This is a genomic window from Pontibacter silvestris, assembly GCF_020907275.1.
GTDB lineage: Bacteria > Bacteroidota > Bacteroidia > Cytophagales > Hymenobacteraceae > Pontibacter > Pontibacter silvestris.
On record NZ_JAJJWI010000017.1, the window covers coordinates 1 to 24,126 of the forward strand.

22 protein-coding genes and 1 tRNA gene are annotated in these 24,126 nt (G+C 41.1%); 13 read left to right on the forward strand and 10 right to left on the reverse strand.

Features of this window, described 5'->3' with window-relative positions; translation table 11 throughout:
* Nucleotides 1-689: 689 nt before the first annotated feature.
* Nucleotides 690-763: transfer RNA gene (locus tag LN995_RS15240), tRNA-Arg, on the reverse strand.
* Between the two features lie 184 nt (nucleotides 764-947).
* Here LN995_RS15240 and LN995_RS15245 point away from each other — a divergent pair.
* Nucleotides 948-1,364 carry an organic hydroperoxide resistance protein gene (locus LN995_RS15245; protein WP_229961944.1) on the forward strand — a complete coding sequence of 139 codons (417 nt, stop codon included), beginning with the start codon at nucleotides 948-950 and terminating at the stop codon, nucleotides 1,362-1,364.
* Between the two features lie 135 nt (nucleotides 1,365-1,499).
* Here LN995_RS15245 and sucC read toward each other — a convergent pair whose 3' ends face one another.
* Complete coding sequence (gene sucC / locus LN995_RS15250) at nucleotides 1,500-2,696, reverse strand: ADP-forming succinate--CoA ligase subunit beta (protein ID WP_229961945.1); 1,197 nt, start codon at nucleotides 2,694-2,696, stop codon at nucleotides 1,500-1,502.
* Between the two features lie 457 nt (nucleotides 2,697-3,153).
* Between sucC and LN995_RS15255 the strand changes: the two genes are divergently transcribed.
* The 3 genes from LN995_RS15255 (at nucleotide 3,154) to LN995_RS15265 (ending at nucleotide 7,089) form a co-directional block, all read left to right on the forward strand.
* Entirely contained in the window at nucleotides 3,154-3,822 is a 669-nt protein-coding gene (locus LN995_RS15255) for an ABC transporter ATP-binding protein (RefSeq protein WP_229961946.1), read from the forward strand.
* A gap of 387 nt (nucleotides 3,823-4,209) precedes the next feature.
* Nucleotides 4,210-5,007, forward strand: a complete 798-nt coding sequence (locus LN995_RS15260; protein ID WP_229961947.1) for a hypothetical protein — start codon at nucleotides 4,210-4,212, stop codon at nucleotides 5,005-5,007.
* A 171-nt stretch (nucleotides 5,008-5,178) separates the two neighbouring features.
* Nucleotides 5,179-7,089, forward strand: a complete 1,911-nt coding sequence (locus LN995_RS15265; RefSeq protein ID WP_229961948.1) for a RecQ family ATP-dependent DNA helicase — start codon at nucleotides 5,179-5,181, stop codon at nucleotides 7,087-7,089.
* 350 nt (nucleotides 7,090-7,439) lie between these two features.
* On the opposite strand, the gene LN995_RS15270 is transcribed toward LN995_RS15265, so the two are convergent.
* Nucleotides 7,440-8,492: a UbiA prenyltransferase family protein gene (locus LN995_RS15270; RefSeq protein WP_229961949.1), complete on the reverse strand. Its 1,053-nt coding sequence runs from the start codon at nucleotides 8,490-8,492 to the stop codon at nucleotides 7,440-7,442.
* Nucleotides 8,467-9,192, reverse strand: coding sequence for an HAD family hydrolase (locus LN995_RS15275; protein ID WP_229961950.1), 726 nt, complete (start codon nucleotides 9,190-9,192; stop codon nucleotides 8,467-8,469). The genes LN995_RS15270 and LN995_RS15275 overlap by 26 nt, the downstream gene beginning before the upstream one ends.
* A gap of 321 nt (nucleotides 9,193-9,513) precedes the next feature.
* Here LN995_RS15275 and LN995_RS15280 point away from each other — a divergent pair, with 321 nt between their 5' ends.
* Complete coding sequence (locus LN995_RS15280) at nucleotides 9,514-9,909, forward strand: GtrA family protein (protein WP_229961951.1); 396 nt, start codon at nucleotides 9,514-9,516, stop codon at nucleotides 9,907-9,909.
* Nucleotides 9,910-10,066: 157 nt separating this feature from the next.
* Here the strand turns inward: LN995_RS15280 and LN995_RS15285 are convergent, their stop codons facing one another.
* Complete coding sequence (locus tag LN995_RS15285; protein WP_229961952.1) at nucleotides 10,067-10,690, reverse strand: HAD family hydrolase; 624 nt, start codon at nucleotides 10,688-10,690, stop codon at nucleotides 10,067-10,069.
* 270 nt (nucleotides 10,691-10,960) lie between these two features.
* Complete coding sequence (locus tag LN995_RS15290; RefSeq protein ID WP_229961953.1) at nucleotides 10,961-11,179, reverse strand: VF530 family protein; 219 nt, start codon at nucleotides 11,177-11,179, stop codon at nucleotides 10,961-10,963.
* A gap of 329 nt (nucleotides 11,180-11,508) precedes the next feature.
* Here LN995_RS15290 and LN995_RS15295 point away from each other — a divergent pair, with 329 nt between their 5' ends.
* The 6 genes from LN995_RS15295 to LN995_RS15315 all read left to right on the forward strand — a co-directional run bounded on the left by LN995_RS15295 (nucleotide 11,509) and on the right by LN995_RS15315 (nucleotide 18,099).
* On the forward strand, nucleotides 11,509-12,768 hold the full coding sequence (locus LN995_RS15295) for a DUF819 family protein (protein WP_229961954.1): 1,260 nt from the start codon (nucleotides 11,509-11,511) through the stop codon (nucleotides 12,766-12,768).
* Nucleotides 12,769-12,981: 213 nt separating this feature from the next.
* A complete protein-coding gene (locus LN995_RS15300) occupies nucleotides 12,982-14,166 on the forward strand; it encodes a C40 family peptidase (RefSeq protein WP_229961955.1) in 1,185 nt (394 codons plus the stop codon).
* 131 nt (nucleotides 14,167-14,297) lie between these two features.
* Nucleotides 14,298-14,471 (forward strand): PLDc N-terminal domain-containing protein, encoded by a 174-nt coding sequence (locus tag LN995_RS22185; protein WP_394801833.1) that lies wholly within the window; start codon nucleotides 14,298-14,300, stop codon nucleotides 14,469-14,471.
* A gap of 554 nt (nucleotides 14,472-15,025) precedes the next feature.
* Entirely contained in the window at nucleotides 15,026-16,351 is a 1,326-nt protein-coding gene (locus LN995_RS15305) for a cytochrome ubiquinol oxidase subunit I (RefSeq protein WP_229961956.1), read from the forward strand.
* Between the two features lie 3 nt (nucleotides 16,352-16,354).
* The gene (locus LN995_RS15310; protein ID WP_229961957.1) at nucleotides 16,355-17,365 is read left to right on the forward strand and encodes a cytochrome d ubiquinol oxidase subunit II; all 1,011 of its coding nucleotides are present in this window, start codon (nucleotides 16,355-16,357) and stop codon (nucleotides 17,363-17,365) included.
* Nucleotides 17,366-17,472: 107 nt separating this feature from the next.
* Nucleotides 17,473-18,099: a YdcF family protein gene (locus LN995_RS15315; RefSeq protein ID WP_229961958.1), complete on the forward strand. Its 627-nt coding sequence runs from the start codon at nucleotides 17,473-17,475 to the stop codon at nucleotides 18,097-18,099.
* Between the two features lie 96 nt (nucleotides 18,100-18,195).
* On the opposite strand, the gene LN995_RS15320 is transcribed toward LN995_RS15315, so the two are convergent.
* Nucleotides 18,196-18,582: an SRPBCC domain-containing protein gene (locus LN995_RS15320; RefSeq protein WP_229961959.1), complete on the reverse strand. Its 387-nt coding sequence runs from the start codon at nucleotides 18,580-18,582 to the stop codon at nucleotides 18,196-18,198.
* A 301-nt stretch (nucleotides 18,583-18,883) separates the two neighbouring features.
* Between LN995_RS15320 and LN995_RS15325 the strand changes: the two genes are divergently transcribed.
* Together LN995_RS15325 and LN995_RS15330 are read left to right on the forward strand one after the other, a co-directional pair.
* On the forward strand, nucleotides 18,884-19,843 hold the full coding sequence (locus LN995_RS15325; RefSeq protein WP_229961960.1) for a nucleoside hydrolase: 960 nt from the start codon (nucleotides 18,884-18,886) through the stop codon (nucleotides 19,841-19,843).
* Nucleotides 19,844-20,106: 263 nt separating this feature from the next.
* Nucleotides 20,107-20,943, forward strand: coding sequence for a carboxypeptidase-like regulatory domain-containing protein (locus tag LN995_RS15330; protein WP_229961961.1), 837 nt, complete (start codon nucleotides 20,107-20,109; stop codon nucleotides 20,941-20,943).
* A 135-nt stretch (nucleotides 20,944-21,078) separates the two neighbouring features.
* Here the strand turns inward: LN995_RS15330 and LN995_RS15335 are convergent, their stop codons facing one another.
* From LN995_RS15335 to LN995_RS15345, 3 genes are all read right to left on the reverse strand, one after another.
* Entirely contained in the window at nucleotides 21,079-21,750 is a 672-nt protein-coding gene (locus tag LN995_RS15335) for a porin family protein (protein ID WP_229961962.1), read from the reverse strand.
* A 169-nt stretch (nucleotides 21,751-21,919) separates the two neighbouring features.
* On the reverse strand, nucleotides 21,920-22,654 hold the full coding sequence (locus LN995_RS15340) for a DUF4184 family protein (protein WP_229961963.1): 735 nt from the start codon (nucleotides 22,652-22,654) through the stop codon (nucleotides 21,920-21,922).
* Nucleotides 22,655-22,773: 119 nt separating this feature from the next.
* Nucleotides 22,774-23,973: a phosphoglycerate kinase gene (locus LN995_RS15345; protein ID WP_229961964.1), complete on the reverse strand. Its 1,200-nt coding sequence runs from the start codon at nucleotides 23,971-23,973 to the stop codon at nucleotides 22,774-22,776.
* Nucleotides 23,974-24,126: the final 153 nt, after the last annotated feature.

Here is a 24,126-nt window from a genome sequence, read left to right on the forward strand (position 1 = left end):
CCAGTAAAACATTGCAATTCCACTATCTCATGTGCCCGGACTGCGGCCGGAAGCTCACAGCCAGCAAGTCTAAGGGGCGCAACGCCTACTATGCCTACTACCACTGCGTCAAGGGATGCCGCCACCGCGCCAAAGCCGAGGAGGTGCACAGCGCTTTCCGGCAGGAGCTGAAAAAGTTCGTGCCCCGTCGGGAGCTGGCTCCCCTTTACCGCAGCCTGATCCAGGAAGCTTTCTTTGCCCAGGCCAAAGAGCACATCACATCGATGAGCGGCAGCAGGTGCTTAGCCGCATCAGGGATTTGGAGAAGCGCATCGCCCATGCCCGCGACCTGGTGGCAAGCGCACAAATCGAACCGGAGGACTTCCGGGAGATGAAGACGACCTATAGCGCTAACATCGAGAAACTGGAGGCAAAGCTGAACACCATGTCGCAAAAGCCGAGCCTGGAGGGGCTTTTAAAGCAGGGAGTGGAGCGCCTGATGGAGCTTGACACCCTCTATGAACATGGCAGCAACCTGGAACGGCGCATGCTGATCGGTTCGATATTCCCGGAAAATATGGTGTTTGAGGAAAATAGAGTTCGAACCGCTAGAGTGAACGGAGTGGCAGCGCTTATCTACCAGATAAACAGGGAGTTAGGGGGTAAAAAAAACTGGACAAAAAGCCAAAAAAGCTCTTTGTCCAGTAAGGTGCACCCGAGAGGATTCGAACCCCTAACCCTCGGAGCCGAAATCCGATATTCTATCCAGTTGAACTACGGGTGCATTAGGTGATGCAAAAATAGGAAGTATGGCGATAAAACGAAATATAAGCAGCAAAAATAATCAATATACTTGCAGCTTATTTTTAATTTTTTGTAAAACCTTTCATAATTACTAAACAAACCAGCTATCTCAGCAGTTAAAAAACTATTGGCTAACAAAAGCCTGAATTAAATAATATCAAACTATGGAAAAATTGTATACGGCACAAGTTACTGCCACCGGAGGTCGAAACGGCCATGTTAAGTCATCTGACGGAATTGTTGATATGAAAGTAGCCGTACCGGAAGGAATGGGAGGCAAGGGTGGTAGCACAAACCCTGAGCAGTTGTTTGCAGCTGGTTATGCAGCTTGCTTTCAGAGTGCCCTAATGGTAGTGGCTGGTAAAGCACAGGAGCACCTTAACCCGGAGTCTACCGTAACGGCACATGTTGACTTGAACAAACTAGACGATGGTGGGTATGGACTCAGTGTAAAGTTATCAGTAGACTTAAAAGAAATGGATAAGGAGAAAGCTAAAACTCTGGTTGATGAGGCACATAAGGTTTGCCCATATTCAGTAGGCACCAGAGGTAACATAAAAGTGGATCTTGAAGTGGTGTGAAACTAGGTGTGACTAGCTATGAGTTTAAATGTTAAAGCATCTCAAGCCTTAGACTTTTAACAGCACCAGATACATAATAAAACAGTAAAGGCTGCCCAGCTGGGCAGCCTTTACTGTTTTATTATGTATCTGGAATTAAGCTTCAGCTAAAACTTGCTCTACTTTTTCTGCAGCTTCTTTCAATGCTACAGCAGAGTAAACTTTAAGACCAGACTCGTCAATAATGCGGGCACCCTCTTCAGCGTTTGTACCTTGCAGACGAACAATAATAGGAACTTTAATATCGCCTATGTTTTTGTAAGCCTCAACCACACCGTTTGCAACACGGTCACAACGTACAATACCACCAAAAATGTTAATCAGGATAGCCTTAACATTAGGGTCTTTCAATATGATACGGAAACCAGCTTCTACAGTCTGTGCGTTAGCCCCACCCCCTACGTCAAGGAAGTTAGCAGGCTCACCTCCTGAAAGCTTAATGATGTCCATGGTAGCCATAGCAAGGCCGGCACCATTCACCATACAGCCTACGTTTCCATCAAGCTTCACGTAGTTAAGGTTAGACTCACTAGCTTCAACCTCCAACGGATCTTCTTCAGAAAGATCGCGCAGGTCAGCCAGGTTCTTATGGCGGTAAAGAGCGTTGTCGTCTAAATTAACTTTAGCGTCAACGGCCAATACTTTATTGTCAGATGTTTTCAGCACAGGGTTAATCTCAAACATAGAAGAGTCTGTGTCTACATAAGCTTTGTAGAGGCTGGTAACAAATTTAACCATCTCTTTAAAAGCTTCGCCTTCTAAGCCAAAGTTAAAAGCAACTTTACGAGCCTGGAACGGCTGTAGACCTGTTGCTGGATCAATCCACTCTTTAAATATTTTCTCAGGAGATTTCTCTGCAACTTCCTCAATGTCCATACCACCTTCGGTAGAAGCCATGATAACATTCTGGCCTTTGGCACGATCCAGCAGAATGCTCAGGTAAAACTCTTTTGGCTCAGAATCACCTGGATAGTAAACATCTTGTGCTACCAGTACTTTTTGTACAAGCTTCCCTTCAGGGCCAGTCTGGTGTGTAACCAGTGTCATGCCAAGTATCTGAGAAGAGATGTCTTTAACCTGCTCCAGGTTCTTAGCAAGTTTCACACCGCCGCCTTTACCGCGACCACCTGCATGAATCTGTGCTTTGATAACATGCCAGCTTGTTCCGGTTTCTTCAGTAAGTTTTTTAGCAGCCTCTACAGCTTGCTCTGGCGTATCAGCCACGATGCCTTCCTGTATGCGAACGCCGTAGCCTTTTAGAATGTCTTTAGCCTGATATTCGTGTATGTTCATGCTTTCAGTTATGTTGGATGCACGAAAGTAAACTTTTATCCCTTTAAATTCAAGTAATAGGTTTTTAAAAATATTGCCTGCACCTTCTTTGTGGAAATAAATTTTGTAACGATGTTAAAGACCAGCCAGATACTTATGCGACAGGAGTGGCTGTTTAAACAAAATATGATGGTAGGATAACAGAAAAACAAGCCAGGCGCAGAACTGAAGTCCGGTTTTACTTTGGCTGAAGAATACTACAAAGGAGTTGTTACTTTGTTTTGATGAATAAAAATTGCTGGCTCGGATTACTTCTTAATGCTAGTTTAAAGTACTTTTCTATAGCAAGAAAGCGTTGTTTGTTCATCACTTTTATCAAATTTTACTGTAGAATATAAAGTAAAGCTTTTGTTTTGTAGTTTTGGCAATGTAATTGCTAAATTTTAAAGAAGCTATCATACTACTTATCCCATAGTTAGTGCTAACGGTTTCCAACATTCATAAAAAATACGGTTCGCTTGAAGTGCTTAAAGGCATTGACCTTACCATACAAGCTGGTGAGGTTGTTTCTATAGTAGGAGCATCTGGTGCCGGCAAAAGTACTTTACTTCATATTCTGGGCACTCTGGATACAGCAGATTCAGGTGATGTGCTGTTCGATGGCAATAATATTGCGAAGATGAATTCTACAGATATGGCCCGTTTTCGTAACAGGCATATTGGTTTTATCTTTCAGTTTCATAACCTGCTCCCTGAGTTTTCCGCCTTAGAAAATGCTTGCTTACCTGGCTTTTTAGCTGGAAGGCCTGAAAAAGAAGTAAAGCAGCAGGCAGAGGAGTTGCTTAAAATGCTTAACCTGTCACATCGGTTACACCATAAACCGTCGGAGTTGTCCGGTGGAGAGCAGCAGCGAACAGCTGTGGCACGTGCTCTTGTTAATTCCCCTCGCATTATTTTTGCTGATGAACCAAGTGGAAACCTGGATTCTCAAAATGCCCAGGAGCTGCATGATATCTTCTTTCGGTTACGGCAGGAGTTTAACCAGACTTTTGTTATAGTTACACATAACGAGCAGCTTGCTTCTATGGCAGATCGTACTTTGGTTATGAAGGATGGTATGATCGTGCAGGAATCTCCCATTGCCTAATAAAACCTGATTCATACTCCTGTAGACACTTTACACCTGTTGCCGCCCAGCAAGTGGTGTGCATGGTAGTGCTTTGTTCTTTCGGGGCTGTACAAAAGTGATAAGCTTATCTGTAAAGCTCTTAAAGTTCTGTTTGTTCCCTCCGCCTACGCTATTTTTAATAATGGCTAATGCTCTCTTCTCTTTATTTTAGGTAACTCAGTCCTATTCCTTAGCTATTTCTCTATTTTTTTTGTGGCCGATGAAGAGTCCGTTAAAATATTTTATAAATAATTTATATGTTACTGATTTTTAATTAATTGCATGATGTAATATTTTCTATTTTTTGCACTATTTACTAGGTCGATGTGTTTATAATATGTACAACAACAAAGAATATAAGTGAATATGAGTCAGTCAAATAACGAGACAAAAGTGCAGAAAAAATCTAAGATTGAAAGCTACGACATCGCTAAGTCAGATGAGACACTTCATTTGGCGGTTGACCTGGCGAAATTCATCAAGGAAAACCGGTTATATCAGAACATACAAGGAAAAGAATATGTAAATGTGGAAGGTTGGCAATATGCTGGCTCCAGGTTAGGTATTCTACCTGTGGTAGATCATGTCATCAACATTAGTTCTGATGATGAGATAAAGTACCAGGCTAAAGTTAACCTGCTTGACTTGCGTAGTCAGCAAATTGTTGGTGCAGGCTTTGCCATTTGCTCTAACCGTGAGCAGGGTAAAAAGTATTATCAAGAATTTGCTATCGCCTCTATGGCTCAGACACGTGCCATTGGTAAAGCTTACAGAAATATTCTGGCCTGGATAATTCGTGCAGCCGGATATGAACCAACTCCAGTAGAGGAAATGGACTACACTGGCAATGATGCAGCTAAAGAAGCCAGACCTGCGGTACCGACAGAGAAGAAAGCAACCATGAAAGCAGCTGCTGCTGATCCTGCACCAGCTGTAGAGAAAGATGTAGCCGAAACACAAGTATCAACAAGTGTGCGTTATGCATCTGCTAAGCAGAAAGAGGAAATTATTCGCTTGCTGAATAACCCGGTTATCACGCGCCAGGAAAAAACCAAAATGTTGCTTAACATAAACAGGTTGGATGAAGAGCGTGCAGCACAGGCAATAGATAAACTGAAAAAAGTAATTGAAGAGCGTGAAGATGGTCAGTCTGCAGCCGCTTAAGTATATCAACATTAAACGTATCCAAGCTCTGTCTCATAAATGAGATAGGGCTTTTTCTTGTTACTGTTAAGGAATTCGAATAGAGCAGTTGAGGCCATGTTTAGAAGATTGCAGTTATTCTAAGTTGCTTAAGTTTTGTAAATTTGAGAGCTAAACTCGATTGTAAATCCTTTGCAGGACATCCACCACATATTAAAATCCTATTGGGGCTATGAGCAGTTCCGGTCTTTGCAGGAGGATATTATCCGTTCTGTACTGGCAGGAAAAGATACGCTTGCCCTGTTGCCGACAGGCGGCGGAAAATCTATCTGTTTTCAGGTGCCGGCGCTGGCAAAGGAAGGACTGTGCCTGGTAATTACACCGCTTATTGCCTTAATGAAAGACCAGGTAGAGCAGCTTAAAAAGAGAGGTATACCAGCAGTGGCTATATATTCTGGCATGAACAGAAAAGAGATTGACATTGCCTTTGACAACTGCGTGTATGGCAACGTGAAGTTTCTCTACCTGTCACCAGAACGTTTGCTTACGGAGTTGTTTCAGGAGCGGGTAAAACGCATGAAAGTAGGTTTGCTGGCTATAGATGAGGCACACTGTATCTCGCAGTGGGGTTACGACTTCCGGCCTCCTTACCTGCAGTTGTCAGAGCTCAGGGAAGCCTTGCCTGGGGTTCCTGTTATTGCGCTTACTGCCACTGCTACAGAGGTGGTGAAGGAAGATATACAGAAGAAGCTGCTGTTTAACGAAAAAAATGTTTTCCAGAAAAGCTTTGCCCGGGCTAACCTCTCTTACTCCTGCCTTTACACAGAAGATAAAACTAATCGCCTGTTAGAGATTTTGCAGCGTATGCCAGGCCAAAGCATCGTGTATGTGCGAAGCCGAAAGCAAACAGTCGAGATTGCAAAGCTTCTTCAGAGCAGGCTGATTTCAGCTGCAGCGTATCATGCGGGGTTAAAGTTTGAGCAGCGCAGTATGGTACAGACTTCCTGGGTCCAAGACAAAGTACGGGTAATTGTCGCTACCAATGCATTCGGCATGGGTATAGACAAGCCAGATGTACGGCTGGTTGTTCACCTGGATCTGCCTGAAAGCTTAGAGGCTTACTATCAGGAAGCTGGTCGTGCAGGGCGCGACGAGAAATACGCTTATGCCGTTGTCCTGTGTGGCTCTAATGATGTGGCTGAGCTGCAGCGAAAAGTAGAGGAAGCGCACCCACCTGTAGAGCTGATACGGCGTGTGTATCAATCATTGGCTAACTATTATCAACTAGCAGTAGGAAGTGGCATAATGAGTAACTTTGATTTTGATTTAGCGGGCTTCAGTAAGAGCTATAAGTTAAAACCACTGGAGACACACTATGCTGTAAAACGATTGGAATCGGAAGGCTATGTACAATTAAATGAAGGTTACTATACACCATCAAAGCTTTTGCTGGCATTGGATAATACGGCTCTTTATGAATATCAACTGGCTAACCCAGATCATGACATACTGCTTCGCCTGATACTAAGGCTTTATGGCGGGGAAGCATTTACTAACTTTGTGAAGATTTCGGAGCACAGGCTAGCACAACAGCTACATATTCCAGAGCAGGAACTAAGGCGCAAACTTGCTTATCTGCACAAGCTGCAGGTAGTTGTTTATGAACCCCAACGCGACTCTCCGCAAATTATTTTCACACAACCTAGGCAAGATGCTGCCAATCTGAAACTAGATACGAAAAAGCTGGACCAACTACGAAGGCGGGCTAGAGAACATGCGCAGGAAATGGGCCATTATGTGGAAAGCACTACACGATGTCGCACACAGCTGCTGTTGGAGTACTTTGGAGAGATAACAGATAAGCGCTGCCGCATTTGTGATTATTGCCTGGCGGAGCGCAAAAAAGAGCGTGAGGTGCAGGAGGAAGAACCATTAAAAAACAAACTTTTAGGGCTGCTGCAGGAAAAGCAATATCTGCCGAAAGAGTTAGTACAACAATTTGAGCCTAAATATTCAGAAGCTGTAACAGTGCTTATTCGTGAGTTGCTGGATGTAGGGGTGCTGAAGTATCAGGAAAGTGGAAAGCTGGAAGTGGTTGAGTAGAAGTAAGTTCAGGCCTTTGGCTGTTTCTCTTAAACATTTGGCTACTTAGTATAAAACCTAGCTAAACTGCAGCTATTGTTTTAGTGCTTCCAACGCCTTTTTTAGATCATTGGTGCTATATACTTTCCCTCCAGAAATTACTAAATGAATACTAGGCATTGCTAATGCCTTCCAGAAAATCATTCCTAAGATGCACTCAAAATAGTAATGTGTTTAATATTACATTGTTGTCTTCCCTTCAAAAATGTGTGAGGAGAATGAAAGTGGAAGATATATATTATAATAATGTGTCCCGATAACAGCTAAACTGGTATCGGGACATAAGTAGGAACCTTAATTAAATTATTAATTTATTTGTAAGTAGTTTCTTTTAAGAACCACTGCAACCAAGGGAAATCAACAAACATTAGCGCTACGAGTAGTGCAGAAAAGAACACAACATAAAGCATAAACCACTTTCTGGTATAAAGCTTTTCTGAACCTTGTACAGGTGAATCTTTGAGCAGCCCGATTTTTAGATACCAGGCAAACAGTAATGCAAAGAAGGGGAAGCTAATCAGCAGTTCCAAACGATTTTTTATAAGAAATATACCCAGGAAGAAAGCAGATGTAAGAGCATAAAAGAACATAGAGATGAGCAGAGAGTTTTCAGTGTAAAACCTGAACGACCTGCGGTAAAGCCCTGCCCGTTCCGGGTCACCTATCAAGCGATATTCAGCAAAGCGTTTTGTGGCCATCAAAAATGCTCCTCCCATCCAATACGCTACAATAATGCTTAGGGGCGGAAAAGTAAGCCATTCTAAATTCCATGCACTTTCTGGTAGCACAACAACAGGGGTAAAGATAAACCAACCTAGGGCAAACCTGATAGGGTTATTAACTGATTCAGATAATACATCAAGAAAAACACGGTCTTTACTGCGGAAGGGTTTAACGTTATATATAAAGCCCATGAAAAGTAAAAACGCGGCTATCACAAAAAACTGCACAGAGATAGTAAAAGCCAAAGATAAGCCTGTTGCAGCTAATAGTGCATACTCAAGATAAACTAAAGTAGGGTTTACAATACGTACAACAGAAGTACGTTTTCTCTTTAATGGGTGAAATCTGTCAAACTCAGCATCTAAGTACTCATTTATTACATAGTTGGCAGAGGCGATCAGGCAGGTACTTATTACTCCAACTACTACTCTGGAGAATAACGTTAGATCAAGGGAGGCTTGATAGACAATCAAAGCAAAAAGCATTCCTGGCACCATGAACACATTTTTGACCCAATTATCTGGCCGGGCTATAGTTACATAATCTTTAAATGAGGCGGGAATAGTAACTTGTTCCTGCGAAGCATAGTCAGGTGCTTGCGAGGCAGCAACAGAATCAGGATGCGTTGTGTTGTTTCCCATACGTTTGTTGTTTAATAGTTTGTGTTAAATGAGAGGTAAGGGTTGTATAAAAGTCGAATTCTTCAAAAGGCTTTTTATCAACAATTAAATAAGGCATACCTGCGCTCAAAGCACAAGCCCCATCCATTTCATGCCGGTCTCCAATAAATAAGCAGTCTTCTATGGCCACTCCTAATCGTGCAGATGCATAAATCAAACCTTTGGGATCTGGCTTCAGCCGATCTACTTCCGGATCAGTTGAACTTACGACTAAGTCTGCGCCCAAGTTCATAGCTTTAAGTTTATCATAAGCTTTGTAGTCAGAGTATATGGCTATTTTTATATCATGTTGACGTAGTGTGTTGAAAAACTCTCGTGTTCCGAGGTACATACATTGTTCTAGATACTTTACAGGATGTTTAAAGATCCATTGTTCTACTACTTCTCTGATTTTAGATACCGGATAACCTTTTTTTTCGGAGCACCATGTATACTGAGCATTTTCCAGGTCCTGACAGTATCTTCCGGCTCTTCTTTCTCGTTCTGATCTAAAGTGTGCCAGCATCATTATTTCATTGATCCTCCAAGGACGCCACAAATAAAAATTAAGGAGTGCGAGCAACATTTTCTTCCTGAGTTTTGACTGATCATACAGGGTTCCATCCACATCAAATATGACGGCTTTTACTTTTCTCCAATCAACAGTTGTTTCTTTGTTCATGGTAGAATCTTGAGAGTGTTTTGTTATAAATCATAGAATGAATGAGCCGTGTTGCTTCTCTTTAATTGTAAAATTAAAACATTGTTATATAAGGTTTATTCGATAATGTAAATTTATAATTAATAATTTATATATTTAAAATTATTATGTATTTTGATTATAAATTTTATCATTATACTTAATTCATGATCAAAATACATAATAACAGTTTTAGAGTTTAAGGTAGTTGTGCATTATGTCATTTTTTTTGATGATTTTGTTTTTATAACATATTTGTAAATATTTGGTTATGTTTTTAGTAACATTAGAAATAGGTATATAATGTCAGTTACGAAAAAAGCCCATAAAAGCCAGGTTTTAAGATTTATATTAGTTGGTGGCTTTTGTGCAGGAGTGGAATTTATTCTCTTCGCAATACTAAATGACTTTTATGGCGTTAAGTATCTCTATGCTAACATATTGTCTTTATTAGCAGCAGTAGTTTTAAACTACTTTGTATCCAGAAAGATGGTATTTGAAAGAAGTAAGTACTCTGGGAGAATTGAATTTACTGCTTTTTTAATTTTTACTCTGATGGGTGTTGCTATGAACCAGTATCTTGTGTGGTATTTTGTGGAGCAGGTTGTTTTAGATGCAAATATTGGTAAAGCGTTAGCTATTGGTGTGGTAGCGGTATTTAATTACCTAACTAAGAAATATGTTGTTTTCAGGAAGTAGCTCTTAGCTTGTAATTGTAGTTATAACCGCTGTCTACTGAGTTTACATGTGTAACTTTTATGTTGGGTAAGCAAATTTCATAATTGCTTACCCAACACAGAGGTCTTCCTTTATAATTCGAAAGGAAAACAGAGCTTATAGAAAAGCAATTTATTTCCTACAAAATCTTTCTTAAATCAGAGAAATGGTCTATGCTTTGCTCATAGCCTTTTACATCTCTGAAGCCATAGCGGGCGTAAATAAAAGGTACACCAGCTTTGTGGCTTGCATCGTAGTCGCCTTGTGTATCTCCAACATATATAGGAGCTTTTAAATTGTTGCGCTTAACAACATCCTTTATATTATCGTCTTTAGGAAGCCCTGTTCTGCCTGGGCATTCATAATCGTCGAAATAATTGTGCAGGTGATGATGTTCTAGAAAAGCTTCAATGTAACCATCCTGGCAATTGCTGACGATGAAAAGTTTGTACCTGCTGTGCAGGTACTTTAGTGTGTCCTCAAGGTCATTGTATAATTCGCCTCCATACTTTTTAAGGTGAGCTATTTTTTCTTTCCCGCTTACCTGCATTAATTCCTGCTGTTGTTCCTCACTTAAATCCGGGAACCATTCTTTGTAAACAAGGTCGTGCTTCATGCCTGCTACCTGCCGGATATCATCGGGGGAAATATCCTGAAATTCAAAGTTTATTTGAGGTTTTGTCTCTTGCCAGGCTTTAGCTAAGGTTTCCGATGCATCCCATAAAGTGCCGTCAAGATCAAATATAATACCGTCAGTTTGCATAATTCTGGTTTATTTAGCTCAGTTGTACGGCTATTTTCTTTTTTGTTTATGAGATCAGGCTCAAGTGAAAGTACTAGAGCCTATTTAGGCTTATAAATAAATAGTAATGTCTGATTTACTGAGTTCCAGTAAGGAGCCCTTTATGGCTATCGAGCTACAATAAAGATAAAACTAATGCCAAAAGAAAAGCAAGTGCGGCAGAAACTAATATAGTCTCCTGGAGAAGAGACTATAGCTGTGCCATTTCAGTTGAAAAATCTTAAGAACTTTCTAACTGGCAAAGGTGCTGATATACAAGTCTTCTACTTGCTTGCGTGCCCAAGGAGTTCTTCTTAAAAACTTTAGGCTTGACTTAATGCTGGGATCGTTATTAAAACAATTGATGTTTATCTTATATCCTAGATGCTCCCATCCATAGAAATCCACTAGTTGTACTAAAATCATCTCCAGCGTTTTGCCGTGTAGGGGGTTGTTTTTCTGTTCTTCCATATATCCTTTCAAAAATACTTAAAAACTGATTAAGCAGTACAATTGCAGTTTATTTTATTGAGTGTTGTTATTTAAACAATTTGCATGCCTTTGCTTAACCTTGCCAGTTTCTGCTGTTTCTGACTATATTTGTTCGGCTACGGTTTTAATAATGAGCCTAACCTGTTTTTGGTTTCCTGTAGTAGCTGTATTTTACGCCTGTCAGTTTTTCTTTATAAGCTGATTTTTGAAACCTGTACTATTGTAGTTTTACTCCTACTAAAGGCCAGTACTAGAATATGTTATTTTAAATTTTAACCATACTTGATACCTCAATTTAGCCAACAAACATGGAGCAAGACGCTTTACAAGAGCCACTTATCACCAACGATGCTGTTGTACTAGGCATATTAGCCGTTATTTTAATGCTGGTGTTTTCCACCTCAGCAAGCGACAGACCATTCTTTAAGAAGTTTTATTCAGTAGTTCCTTCCGTGTTGTTGTGTTATCTTATCCCTAGCTTACTCAACTCGTTTGGCATTATATCCGGTGAGTATTCCGGCCTTTATAATATGGCCTCTCGTTACTTACTGCCTGCCAGTTTAGTACTGTTCACGATTAGTCTCGACCTGAAAGAAATATGGAAATTAAGGCATAAGGCCGGGCTTATGTTTATTACGGGCACTGTCGGGATAGTACTAGGTGGCCCTCTGGCTATTTTAATAGTGTCGATGTTTGCTCCTGGTATAGTAGGCGGGGCAGGGCCGGATGCTGTCTGGCGAGGAATGACCACCATTGCGGGAAGCTGGATAGGAGGAGGAGCCAACCAGTTAGCTATGTTTGAGGTGTTTCAACCAAGCCCGGGCCTTTTCTCTGCTATGATAGCAGTAGACGTAATTATGGCTAACCTGTGGATGGCCGTGCTGCTATATGGTGCGGGTAACTCGGAAAGGATTGACCGTTTTTTTAAGGCTGACAACACAGCAGTTAATGAACTCAAAGAAAAAATAGAGCAATATAGAGCCAATATTATGAAGGTTCCTACAACCGCAGATACCTGGCGGATAATAGGAGTGGGGTTGGGCGTAACAGGGCTTTCTCATTTTCTAGCTGATATCATTGCTCCTTGGATTGCTACGCATGCTCCTTACCTGGACAAGTTTAGTCTTACATCCGGCTTTTTCTGGCTTGTAATTATAGCAACTACGTTTGGTATGTTATTATCCTTTACAAAAGCCCGTAAACTGGAGGGAGTAGGGGCTTCACGTATTGGTAACTTATTTCTCTACATTCTGGTGGCCACTATTGGTATGCAGATGGATCTAACGGCTATTGTTAACTATCCAGGGCTGTTTCTTGTTGGCTTTATCTGGATTTGTATTCATGTGACCTTGCTCATTATTGTTGCTAAACTCATCAGATCTCCTTTTTTCTTTTTGGCTGTGGGCAGCGAAGCCAACATAGGCGGGGCTGCTTCTGCACCTATTATAGCGAGTGCTTTCCATACTGCTCTGGCCCCGGTTGGTGTTTTATTAGCTGTGTTTGGATATGCTGTAGGTACTTATGGCGCTTATCTTTGCGGCATTCTGATGCAGATGGTGGCACCGTAGGTTAACTTTATATACCAGCTTTTAGAAGAAGGATTTCAACCAGATATTTTCATATATAAGCTGTTCAAGGATATCAGGGCTTAATCTTTAATTTGTGTAAAGCCAATAAAGAAACGCTTTCTGGAAAATGAATGTCTATTTAAAGTACAAGCTCTGTTTTGTTTTTCTAAAAGATGAGCAAAAAAGCTATATTTGAATTAAAGTATTGTTCTTATGAAAACTAGTCCACTTATACTGCTGTTAGGTTTTTTGATGGCTTGCGTTAGTAGCCCGTCTAATATAGCATCCACCTCCTCTGCTTCTTCTATACAGGCTTCTGTAGATGCCATTCGCAAGGAATATGCTCCAGATAAGCGTACTGCCCTGTTTCAGGTAAAAGTCAAAGATAATGTACTTCGTGGGGAGACTAACCTTCCGGGTGCTAAAGCTGCGTTGCTACAGCGCCTTCAAGCTGAAAATATTTCCTATCAGGATAGTATTGTGGTGTTACCGGAAAAAGAACTCAACGGAAATAATCATGCTATTGTTACTGTATCAGTTGCTAATTTGCGGTCTCAGCCAAAGCATTCCGCTGAGTTGGCTACGCAGGCGACAATGGGCATGGCGCTTAATGTGTGGAAAAAAGAAAATGGCTGGTATTTGGTGCAGACACCTGATGATTATTTAGCCTGGGTAGATGCAGGTGGTATTAAATTGGTAAACGATACCGAGCTTGCACAGTGGCAGCAAAGTGAGAAATTACTCTACACAAATCCTTATGGTTTCTCCTATGCTGGACCTAATGCAGAGGGTGCCACTGTTTCCGATTTAGTTTATGGTGATGTAGTAGCTATCCAAAGCCAGGCAAAGAAAGGTTTTTATGAAGTGAGATATCCTGACGGGCGTTTAGCTTATGTGCCAGGCTCGGCAGCCGTTAAGTATAAGGAGTGGGTTCGTACACGTCAGCCATCAGAAGAAAATCTAGTGTCAACTTCCAGGCGTCTTTTAGGCCTGCCTTACCTGTGGGGCGGTACTTCTTTTAAAGGAGTAGATTGCAGTGGCTTTACAAAAACAGTTTACTTTATGAATGGCCTGGTACTGCCTCGTGATGCCTCGCAGCAGGTACACCTCGGCGAGTTGGTAGATACGAAAAGTGGTTGGGGTAATCTCCGGCCTGGCGATCTGCTATTTTTTGGTGTGCCCGCACATGATGGTAAGCCGGAGCGTGTCGTACATGTCGGCATGTGGATTGGCGGTAATCAAGAATTTATTCATTCTTCCGGGAAAGTTCGCATTAGCAGTATGAACCCTGCTGCTTCTAATTTTGATGAGAATGAGCTAAATAGGTTTCTCAGAGCCAAGCGTATTCCTCCACAGTCAACACTCATGGATTTACGTACAGCTTCTTTGTATGAATAGGGGTGAAGCGGTTATTAGCCAAAAATTAAAGCTTCAGTTCTAATAAAACAGCTCAATTTTGTAAATTAATGTTAAAATTAGCTATTATGGAATTAGTTACACCAAGCTTTGGATTAATTGTTTGGCAGACAATGACTTTCCTGTCAGTAATTGTATTTATTGTTTCTTGGATAATGATATTGAGAACTAATAAATTGGAAGCTATTCAAAAGATAGCTTGGCTTATTGGAACTCTATTTCTGCCAGTTATTGGTCCTGTTATCTTCTTTGTTAAATATTCCTCGTTTAGAGAAGTTCATTCTTAAAATGCCAGTTTGTACTTTGGTGCTTGGGTATCACTAATCAAAGGATTAGTAAATGGTGCAACATCAGTGGAGATTATCCTTTTGTACAATAAGATAAGTATTGGTGCAAAAACCGTTGCTGATGGGTTCTTTTCCCTGAAATAAAGAGATGAACTCTTTATTTATAATCTTCTTTCTCTCTTAGCAAAATATAGTAGAGCTCTCAAGAGCTGGTGATTCTTCATTAGTGAGAACTACCATATTTCCTAAACTGCTTGTTATAACAAAGCACCTTAGGTCAGAATGTTTTATGAAATTCCAAAGTGTTTTTGTTGGCATTGCCTAAGTATGAGATGCCCATAGCGGCAGTTATCAGAAGTTAGAAGCAAAAAAATAGAGATAAATGGCAGGAAGTAGAGTTATATAAATATCAATCTATGATATCTAGTCCTATAAGAGATTATTTGTCTAACTCTTCCTATGCAAACAACTGTATTATCTTTTATTGCATAAATCAAAACAAAAGTAAAGAAAGACGTTAGTAGCTTTAAGAGATTTAATTTAATGCTTACCTCATGGATGATCTTTTGGCAGCGCGTTTGCAAATGGCAGTGTCTTTAGGCTGGCATATTGTGTTTGCCTGTATTGGTATGACGATGCCTGTATTAATGGCTTTTAGTGAATGGAAATGGTTGCAAACAAATAAACAGGTGTACATAGATGTAGCCAAAGCATGGTCTAAAGGCGTGGCTATATTTTTTGCTGTAGGGGCTGTTTCAGGCACAGTATTGTCTTTTGAACTGGGCTTGCTTTTTCCGGGGTTTATGAGGCATGCCGGACCTATTATTGGTATGCCCTTTTCGTGGGAAGGGACTGCTTTTTTTGTGGAAGCCATTGCGTTAGGTGTCTTTTTGTACGGCTGGAACAGGTTGAATAAATGGGTGCATTGGCTTTCAGGTGTTGTAGTAGGCATTTCTGGAGTTATGTCAGGTGTATTTGTGGTGTCTGCCAATGCATGGATGAACAGCCCCGCAGGGTTTACATGGGAAAATGGTAAAGCAGTAAATATTGATCCTGTAGCTGCTATGTTCAATGATGCCTGGCTATCGCAGGCATTACACATGACCTTGGCTGCGTTTGTTGCCACTTCTTTTGCAGTAGCCGGAGTTCATGCTTACTTATTAATCAAAAACAGAAAGAACGCTTTTCATAGAACAGCGGTTAAAATCGCTTTGTCCTTTGGTGCGGTTACTGCTTTTTTACAACCGATAAGCGGCGATTTCTCAGCCAAAGACATTGCGGAAAGGCAGCCGGCAAAGCTGGCAACGCTAGAGGCTTTATACAAAACAAGTAAACCAGCCGATTTAGTAATAGGTGGCATTCCCAACGATGAAGAGGAACGTGTTGATTATGCCATTCATGTTCCCGGGTTTCTGAGCTTTCTGGCTCATGGTGATTTTGATGTTGAGGTCATAGGTCTTGATCAGTTTCCAAAAGCAGAAAGGCCACCTGTGTTAATTACTCATATCGCTTTTCAACTAATGGTGGGCATCGGTTTTTTACTCGCTTTTGCAGGTTTGCTGTTCATTGTGTTGAGCGTGTGGCGGAAGCATCTTCTGTCTGAAAAATGGTGGTTATTATTTATTGCCTGCCTTACTCCTCTTGGTTTTATTGCAGTTGAAGCCGGCTGGACGGTAACTGAAGTAGGCCGCCAACCCTGGATTATTTATGGAGTAATGAAAACTAAAGATGCAGTTTCATCTATGCCGGGGCTGCAGTATTCTTTTTATGTAATAAGTACGGTTTACTTATTACTGACTTTAATATTAATCTGGTTAATGCGTAGGCAAATAGAAACCGTTGAAACCCATTATCCTTCGGCTAGAAACACAAATGAATAAACGATGCTTCAGATCATTATCATAATACTTGGCGTCTCCTTTATATTGTACACATTGTTAGGAGGTGCAGATTTTGGGGCAGGCATCGTAGAGACATTTGCAGGTAAGGAAGGTGAGAAAACTATTTCAAAAGCTATAGCACCTGTTTGGGAAGCTAATCATGTATGGTTAATTTTAGCTATTGTAATCATATTTACAGGCTTTCCACAAGTATATTCCACTATAAGCGTATCGCTCCACATTCCGCTTATGGTCGTGCTGATCGGTATCGTTCTTCGTGGGTCTTCTTTTACGTTTCGCCATTATGATGTTGCCGATGATAACACCCATAAATATTATACTGCTTTTTTTAAGGTATCAAGTTTTATAACACCTGTTTTTTTAGGTATCACACTTGGTGCCATGATTCTGGGAAACATCACCTTAAGTAATTCAGGTAGTTTTTACGAGCAATTTATAAGGCCCTGGTTCAATGTGTTTTGTCTGGTTATGGGGCTGTTTTCAGCCTCGCTTTTTGGCTATATAGCAGCAGTATTCCTGATAGGTGAGGCAAGACATTCAACAGAGCAAAAAAGGTATATCAGCCTTTCTAAAATATTTCTGCTGCTGACATTTGTTATGGGTGTTCTCGTTTTTGCCGCTGCTGAATTCGAAAATCATAACCTGTTCAATGAGTTCTTTAAATCCCGGTTGAGTATAACGGCTTTCAGTTTAGTAGTTCTGTTAATACCTGTTGTCTTTTACCTGTTTAATCATCCAAACATTGCTTACTTAAGAGCGGCAATAAGTTTACAGGTTGCATTGATTATGTTTGGTTGGTTTGCTATTCAGTTTCCTATACTGGTATATGAAAAAAATGGCAATCATCTTACTTTTTATAATACACAGGCACCTTATGCAACACTTTATCAGTTATTAATTGCTTTGTTTGTAGGACTAGTGTTAGTCATTCCAGCTTTCTATTTTCTCTTTAAAGTATTTAAGAAAAGCAACGGGCAAAATGTAAATCCATAAATATATTGCCTATGAAAGGCGTGCCTTATACACCTCTATGATGGCCGGACTAAGCTAAACTTATTCGCAGGTATCTATGCCTCGGTGCAATCGTATAAGGTGGCACTATGATAGAAGAACTGATTATTCGTACACTTTGTGACACAGCGCCAGCAACGTCAGTAGATGGCTTATTTCTATTCGGTCAGACAGCAGACAATCAGAATGCTGTGTTTACTGCAGCTCGTCATGTTTTGGTTAGTAATATTGCTGCTAAAGTGATGTTTGTCAACACAGGGCCAATAAGTGGTTATCTTGGTTTTGATAATTGGAAACAGGAGTTAAGAAGCCTGGGAGTTTCCGAAAGCCAGTTGGAGCCGGTGCCTCCTGTGCCAGCTGATACCGAGCTGCTGCATACACGCATAGAAGCAGAGTCGCTGGTTGCACATGCTAAAAAGCAAGGATACAAAGCATTATTGGTTTCAGCTTCACCGTTTCAGCAAACACGGGCTTTTATGGCTGCTGTTACGGCAGCATTGCAGGAGTATCCCCAACTGTTTTTGTACAGTCTTCCGGGTGAGGCTTTGCCGTGGCAAGAGGAAGTAAAGCATTCACAAGGTGCTGTGCAAGGTACCAGAGCCGAGCTAATAGCAGGAGAGATGGAGCGTATCCGGAAATATCATGAAAAAGGAGATCTGGCTTCTGTAGATGAAGTATTAGACTACCTTACTAAGCGTGACAGAGGTTTACTTTAAGGGTAAGAAGGGAGACAAGAGCCGTATCGAGTTTACTTTTGTTAAACAGATACGGCTCTTTTGATCATTAAAAGAAAAGAAGGTCGCGGGTTCGCCTTAATAATCTACCTCGTAGAACTCAGCCAGAGCACCAAAGTAGCTTTCATCCCAGCCTTCTGTTATATCTGTGTAAGCTTCGTCTGGTATATTGTTGTGGCGGAGTTCTACGGATGTTCCATGTTTGTGAGGGTGGAGTTTAATTGTTACAATAGATTCTTCTGCTTGATCTCCAAAATACCATTGCTGTACCACTTTTTTCCCCTCTTCAAACTCTATATTTCGGCCAACAATACTGCCGTCCCACATCGAAAACTCTGATCCAGGTTCTGTAGACATTTCGGCTGGCTCTCCGGTCCAGAGTTGTATAGTGACAGGATTGGTGATGGCAGCATATACATCATCGGGCTCTGCTGGTATAGTATAGTACTTCTTATAGTCTTTCATATGGTCTGTTTACGATTGTTATGGCAAAGGTAAGTCGTTACGGAGAGGATTTCAGATAGAAAGGAAAAAATGTAGATTAATATAGTTCATAATATAAAACATTTGTCTTCTATTATTGAAAAACGCTTTTTACTTACCTGTTATTCTGATTGTTGTTGTTTTTTAAAGCTATAACAATACAGTAACTTCCGTTCATCTAAAGTGCAAAAGAAACCAGTTTGATAAGAGCTTCTAAGGCGGCGGCAACCAAATTTCCGGTTAACTTTGCTCTGTCTTTTTATTAACAGTTGTACAAAAAGCAATGATGACGGATTCTTTACAAAAGAAAAAACAAGTGCTGTTTGATCATGATGGAGGGGTAGATGATTTTCTTTCATTAATACTGCTACTGTATATGCAGCAGGTAAATGTGCTGGGCGTTTCTATCACGCCAGCAGATTGCTATCTGGAGAATGCCCTTGAAACGACGCTAAAGTTGCTAAGCTTAGCTAATAAAACGGATGTGGAAGTCGGTGTAGGCCATTATCATGGTGTAAATGCTTTTCCGGCAGACTGGCGGGCTAAGCCTAAAATACTGAACGCATTGCCTGGTATGATCAACATTGAAGCACCTTTCGATACTGCTTTCTACGCAGATAGTATTGAACTTATCATTCGTAAGGTCTCTGCCTCTCCGGAGCCTGTAATAGTGTTGCTTACTGGCCCATGTTCTAATTTGGTGCATGCCTTAAAGAAGGAACCTGCCATCGCTGCCAATATCGCAGAAGTTGTTTGGATGGGCGGGGCCGTGGACGTAGTTGGTAATGTGAAAACCTATAACCACAACGGCACAGCCGAATGGAATGTGTTCTGGGATCCTATCTCAGCAAATAAGCTGTTTAAGCTTGGTTTGCCTGTTACTATTGTGCCACTGGATGCTACCAACAGTGTACCCGTAACATTCGACTTTCTAAAGCAGCTTGCCTTACAGTCATCTTTCTTTGCCTCTGACCTCGCCGGGCAATTCTGGGCCACAACCATCGATACTATTCCGTCTTATGAATACACATATTTTATGTGGGATGTATTAACCACCAGCTACTTGGCTATTCCAGAAGCTTTTGAGTTCGAGAATGTGGAGTTAGATGTATCACCATCTGGAGCTGACGCTGGTAGAACATTTAGAAAGCCTGGCTCAGGGCAGTGGATAAAGGTCGCTACAAATGTAAATAAAGCAATGTTTTATGATTACCTGTTAAATCAGCTGAAGCAAGGTTCCTGATACATTGATTTACAAGAATAACTGGGCTTTTGCGAAAAAGAGAGTGACAGTATCTACAATAATAGGTAATATCAGGAGTTAACTATATAAGCTGCGGCTGATTTGTGTATGATGGTAGCATGTTAAAGAGCAAGCATAAAAACCCCTTTGTATCAGGCCTATCGAGGCTTGGCTATTTCTTAAGCCTTAATTGCCTGGTGTTGCTGATTCTGTGCAGTTTTAACAGCTTTAGCTTTCCTGGGCCTGGACCTGATCGGCAATCAGTGCGAACTATAGCTGTTGCTGTTACCATAAAAGGTACAGTTATAGATGAAAAGACTCAGCTTGTTATTCCTTATGCTAATATTCTTGTAGTAGACCAGGAGAAACATATCCAGGCGGACAGTAAAGGAGAGTTTGCTTTTACTGTAGCGTCTGAAAAAGAAACAAGCCGAATCGTAGTTTCCTCTTTGGGTTATGTTTCTCAGGAGTTTAGTGTAGCTGAGTTGCTAAAAAAAAGCTATGGCTCTAATGAGATGAGACTACCTTTAAGGCCTAAGAATGTAAGCCTTAATGAAGTAGAGATAGAAGCTGAGGCGGAAAAGTATAAGGAAATGATAGTCGGGTATAACATGCATAAATACTCTGATTTTCACCATGAGTTTCAGCCTTTAGATAGCCTTATTGTGAAGCCGCCAGGGCAGGAGATTGGAAACAAATTTCAATCTAAAAAATACCCGGTTTATTTACAGGATATCACTTTCTCTTTGGCAGGGTCAGGAAACCTGAAGGTTATGGTTGCTATACACATTTACGCTCTAAAAAATAACCTGCCACAAAAAGGCCTGCTTCCTGAGAACGTTATTGTACAAATACCGCCTCACCACACTGGCTGGATCACTGTTAACCTCAATAAATACAACCTCTCGTTAACGGATGACTTTGCTGTAGTGGTAGAATGGCTAAATGATGCGAACAAGTTGAGTGATAACTCTCTTACCACCTTTGCCTCAAAACCTAAAGGGCAGGTGACTTATTACAGAAAATCAGATGATACGCCATGGCAAGTACTTAAATCGACTAGTATTGGCATGTATGTTACGCTGTTACATAAAAAGTGATTGCTTGTTTGTTGAATTTGTCTTTACTGTCGTTATAATGCTGCTGCTGGGTAAACACAACAGTACCTACTGTAACTTAGGCAGGAACATTTGGCAAATTAACATGTAGTGCTAAGTATTAAAAGTAGCTTAACACTACATGTTAAACAAATAGCTAAGTGTTACTTCTCCGCCTTGGTTTTTAGAGGAAGAGAAACTTCTTTCATCGTTCATAATATCACTTAAGCTATAGGCAAACCTGGTTTCTAACTGAAAAGTGCCTATGGCTGATCTGAAACCGTATCCTACTCCCAGGCACATACCGAGGTCAAACTTATAGTCAATACTACTGCCATAGTATTCAGGAGTACTTTCTCCATTCTGGAGACTAATGCTTTCGCTTTCAGAAAGCAGGAAAGAGGCTTGTGGTCCTAAATGTAAAATAAACCTGGAACTCTTCTTCCCTATTTCCACGTGGGTCATGAACGGCATCTCCAGATAATTTAACCTTCTGCTATAGGTGCTTCCTGCCTCTAAACTTTCTGTCCAGCCTTTTTGTGTGTAGTTTGCTTCCACTTGTATACCTAAGCTAGGCACAGAAATGTATTTAAAAACTGCACCAGCAGTGTAGCCTTTGCTAAGTTCCTGGCTTACAGAAGGAGTAAAACCTACTTGTGAAAGGCTAACTCCGGCCTTGATGCCAACACTCATTTCAGGTTCAAATACATTTTCGGGTAAAACTTCATTCTGAGTCTGAGCCATAGCGCCTGATGCAAAGACAACCAGTAGAGTAAGTAAAGATAATCTGATCCTCAGTATTTTTTTCATGATTAAGGTATACACGACACACGAAGGTAAAACATCTTCTTGTTTGTCTGTAGACAACGCTGCAGTTTATTAGGTATTTTTTAATCAGAACTAAAACTGTTGTTATTACAGTTGGCTAGGGTTTACAATATGCAGCTAAAAAAGCTTAGAGAATAGTTGTCCTGGTGTGTTATTGTGAATTTTGGTTGTTGAGAAGCAACGGTGATATCATTAAGCCGAGTAATCCCGCTGAAATGATAACAACAATAATGTTAGGATAATAACTAACGTCTAAGCCGGATGCAAGACGAAGGGCTGTTAAAGATATGGTTATAACGGCAACCCAGCTCCAGTATTTAAATCCATTTATATTTTGCTGAAAGTCCTTTTGCCTGGGCAGCTTCAGAATTGCATAAAGAATAATAAGAGCTCCTAAAGCTGAAAAAGCAAACTGCAGGAAAGAGAATAGAGGCATTGTGAAGTTGCCAACAGATACTTTCTGGGCTAATGCAGGAAACCACCTAATAAAGATGCCATAGGCATGGGTAAAACTATCCCAGAAGATGTGTGACGCAGCTCCCACGATAATAGAAAGCACAATAATACCATAGTGCCTCTTAAAATAGCCTGACCAGTCGAAGCTTTTAAAAGGGAGTAACCGCTGCCGCAAAAAAGCAGGCAAGTGATCAATTAAAGGATTCCTGACTGCCAGGTGAAAAAGAAATGCAAGAACAATTGCCAAAGGCAGGTTAAACCAGAAAATGCTGTGCCAGGAGTGGCTAAACGCGTTCTTTGCCTCCATCCGTAGAAACATTTCAAAGTCAGGAGTAACACTACCAACAATCAGCCCTGTTAATGATCTCCATTTTTTAGGAAAATAGTAACCTGGTAAAACAATGGCTGGATGAGAAAAGGTAAAAGGCATTTATACAGATTAATCAACAATATAAATCAGGTGTACTAATCCCGCAAAAATAACTAAAAATCCTCTGCCACCTTTTAGTAACAGAGGATTCTGGTGTAATATAAGCTTAAAAAGCCGGACTAGTAATCATCGCGCTCAATGGCAGCAACACCTGGCAGCGTTTTACCTTCCATATATTCCAGCAATGCACCACCACCAGTTGATACGTAAGATACCTTATCTGTATAACCCATTTGGTTTACAGCTGCCGCAGAGTCACCGCCGCCAATCAGGGAATAAGCGCCACGGCTGGTGGCTTCCATTACCGCATCAGCAACAAATTCTGTTCCTACAGAAAAGTTCGACATCTCGAACACACCCATCGGGCCATTCCATAGTATTGTTTTTGAGTTGCGGATTACATCTGCATATTGCTCACGCGCTGTTGGTCCGATATCAAGGCCCATCCAGTTTTCAGGAATGTGGTGACTCAGGCACGTGTCTACGTTCGCCTCATTGCTGAAAGCATCGGCAATAACAGAGTCAACCGGAATCATGATTTGTACACCTTTGTCTTTGGCCATGGCGATAAGACGCGATGCCAGATCCAGCTTATCATTTTCAACCAGAGAAGAACCAATCTGACCTCCGTCTGCTTTAACGAAAGTGTAAGACATACCGCCCCCGATAATCAAGTTATCTACCCTGTCCAGCAATTTTTCGATAATCAGAATTTTATCAGAGATTTTAGCTCCACCCATAATGGCAGTGTAAGGGCGCTCAGCGTTTTCCAGCACACGACGGGCATTATCCAGTTCAGCCTGCATTACATAACCAGTTACTTTATCTTTCGGGAAATAACGGGCTACTACAGCTGTGGAAGCATGCTCACGGTGTGCGGTGCCGAATGCGTCGTTTACGTACACATCGCCAAAGCTGGCCAGTTTCTCTGCAAAGGCTGGGTCGCCTTTCTCTTCTTCTTTATAGAAACGCAGGTTTTCCAACAGCAATATATCGCCAGGCTGTAAACCTTGTGCCAATGCAACAGCCTCATCGCCAATGCAGTCTGGGGCAAATTTAACAGTAGTGCCAAATTCTGCTGAAAGGCGGTTTACTAGGTGCTTCAGGGAATATTTCTCTTCAGGTCCGGTTTTAGGGCGGCCCAGGTGTGACATCAGGATGACAGCGCCACCGTCAGCCAGGATTTTCTTAATTGTGGGTACAGCCGCACGGATGCGTGTATCGTCGGTAATGTTGTACTCCTTGTCGAGGGGCACGTTAAAGTCTACCCGCACAAGCGCCTTTTTACCGGCAAAGTTGTAGTTGTCTACGGTTTTCATGAAATATATCTGTTGTTTCGTTCTCCGATACTTGTTACTCGTTGTTCGTTATTTACAAGATTTTGTTGCTCTAATTAAAAGTACTAGCAAATATAGTGAAATGAGTATTATTTCATAAGAATAACAGTTGAGGAAGGGGGAGCTAAATGCTGT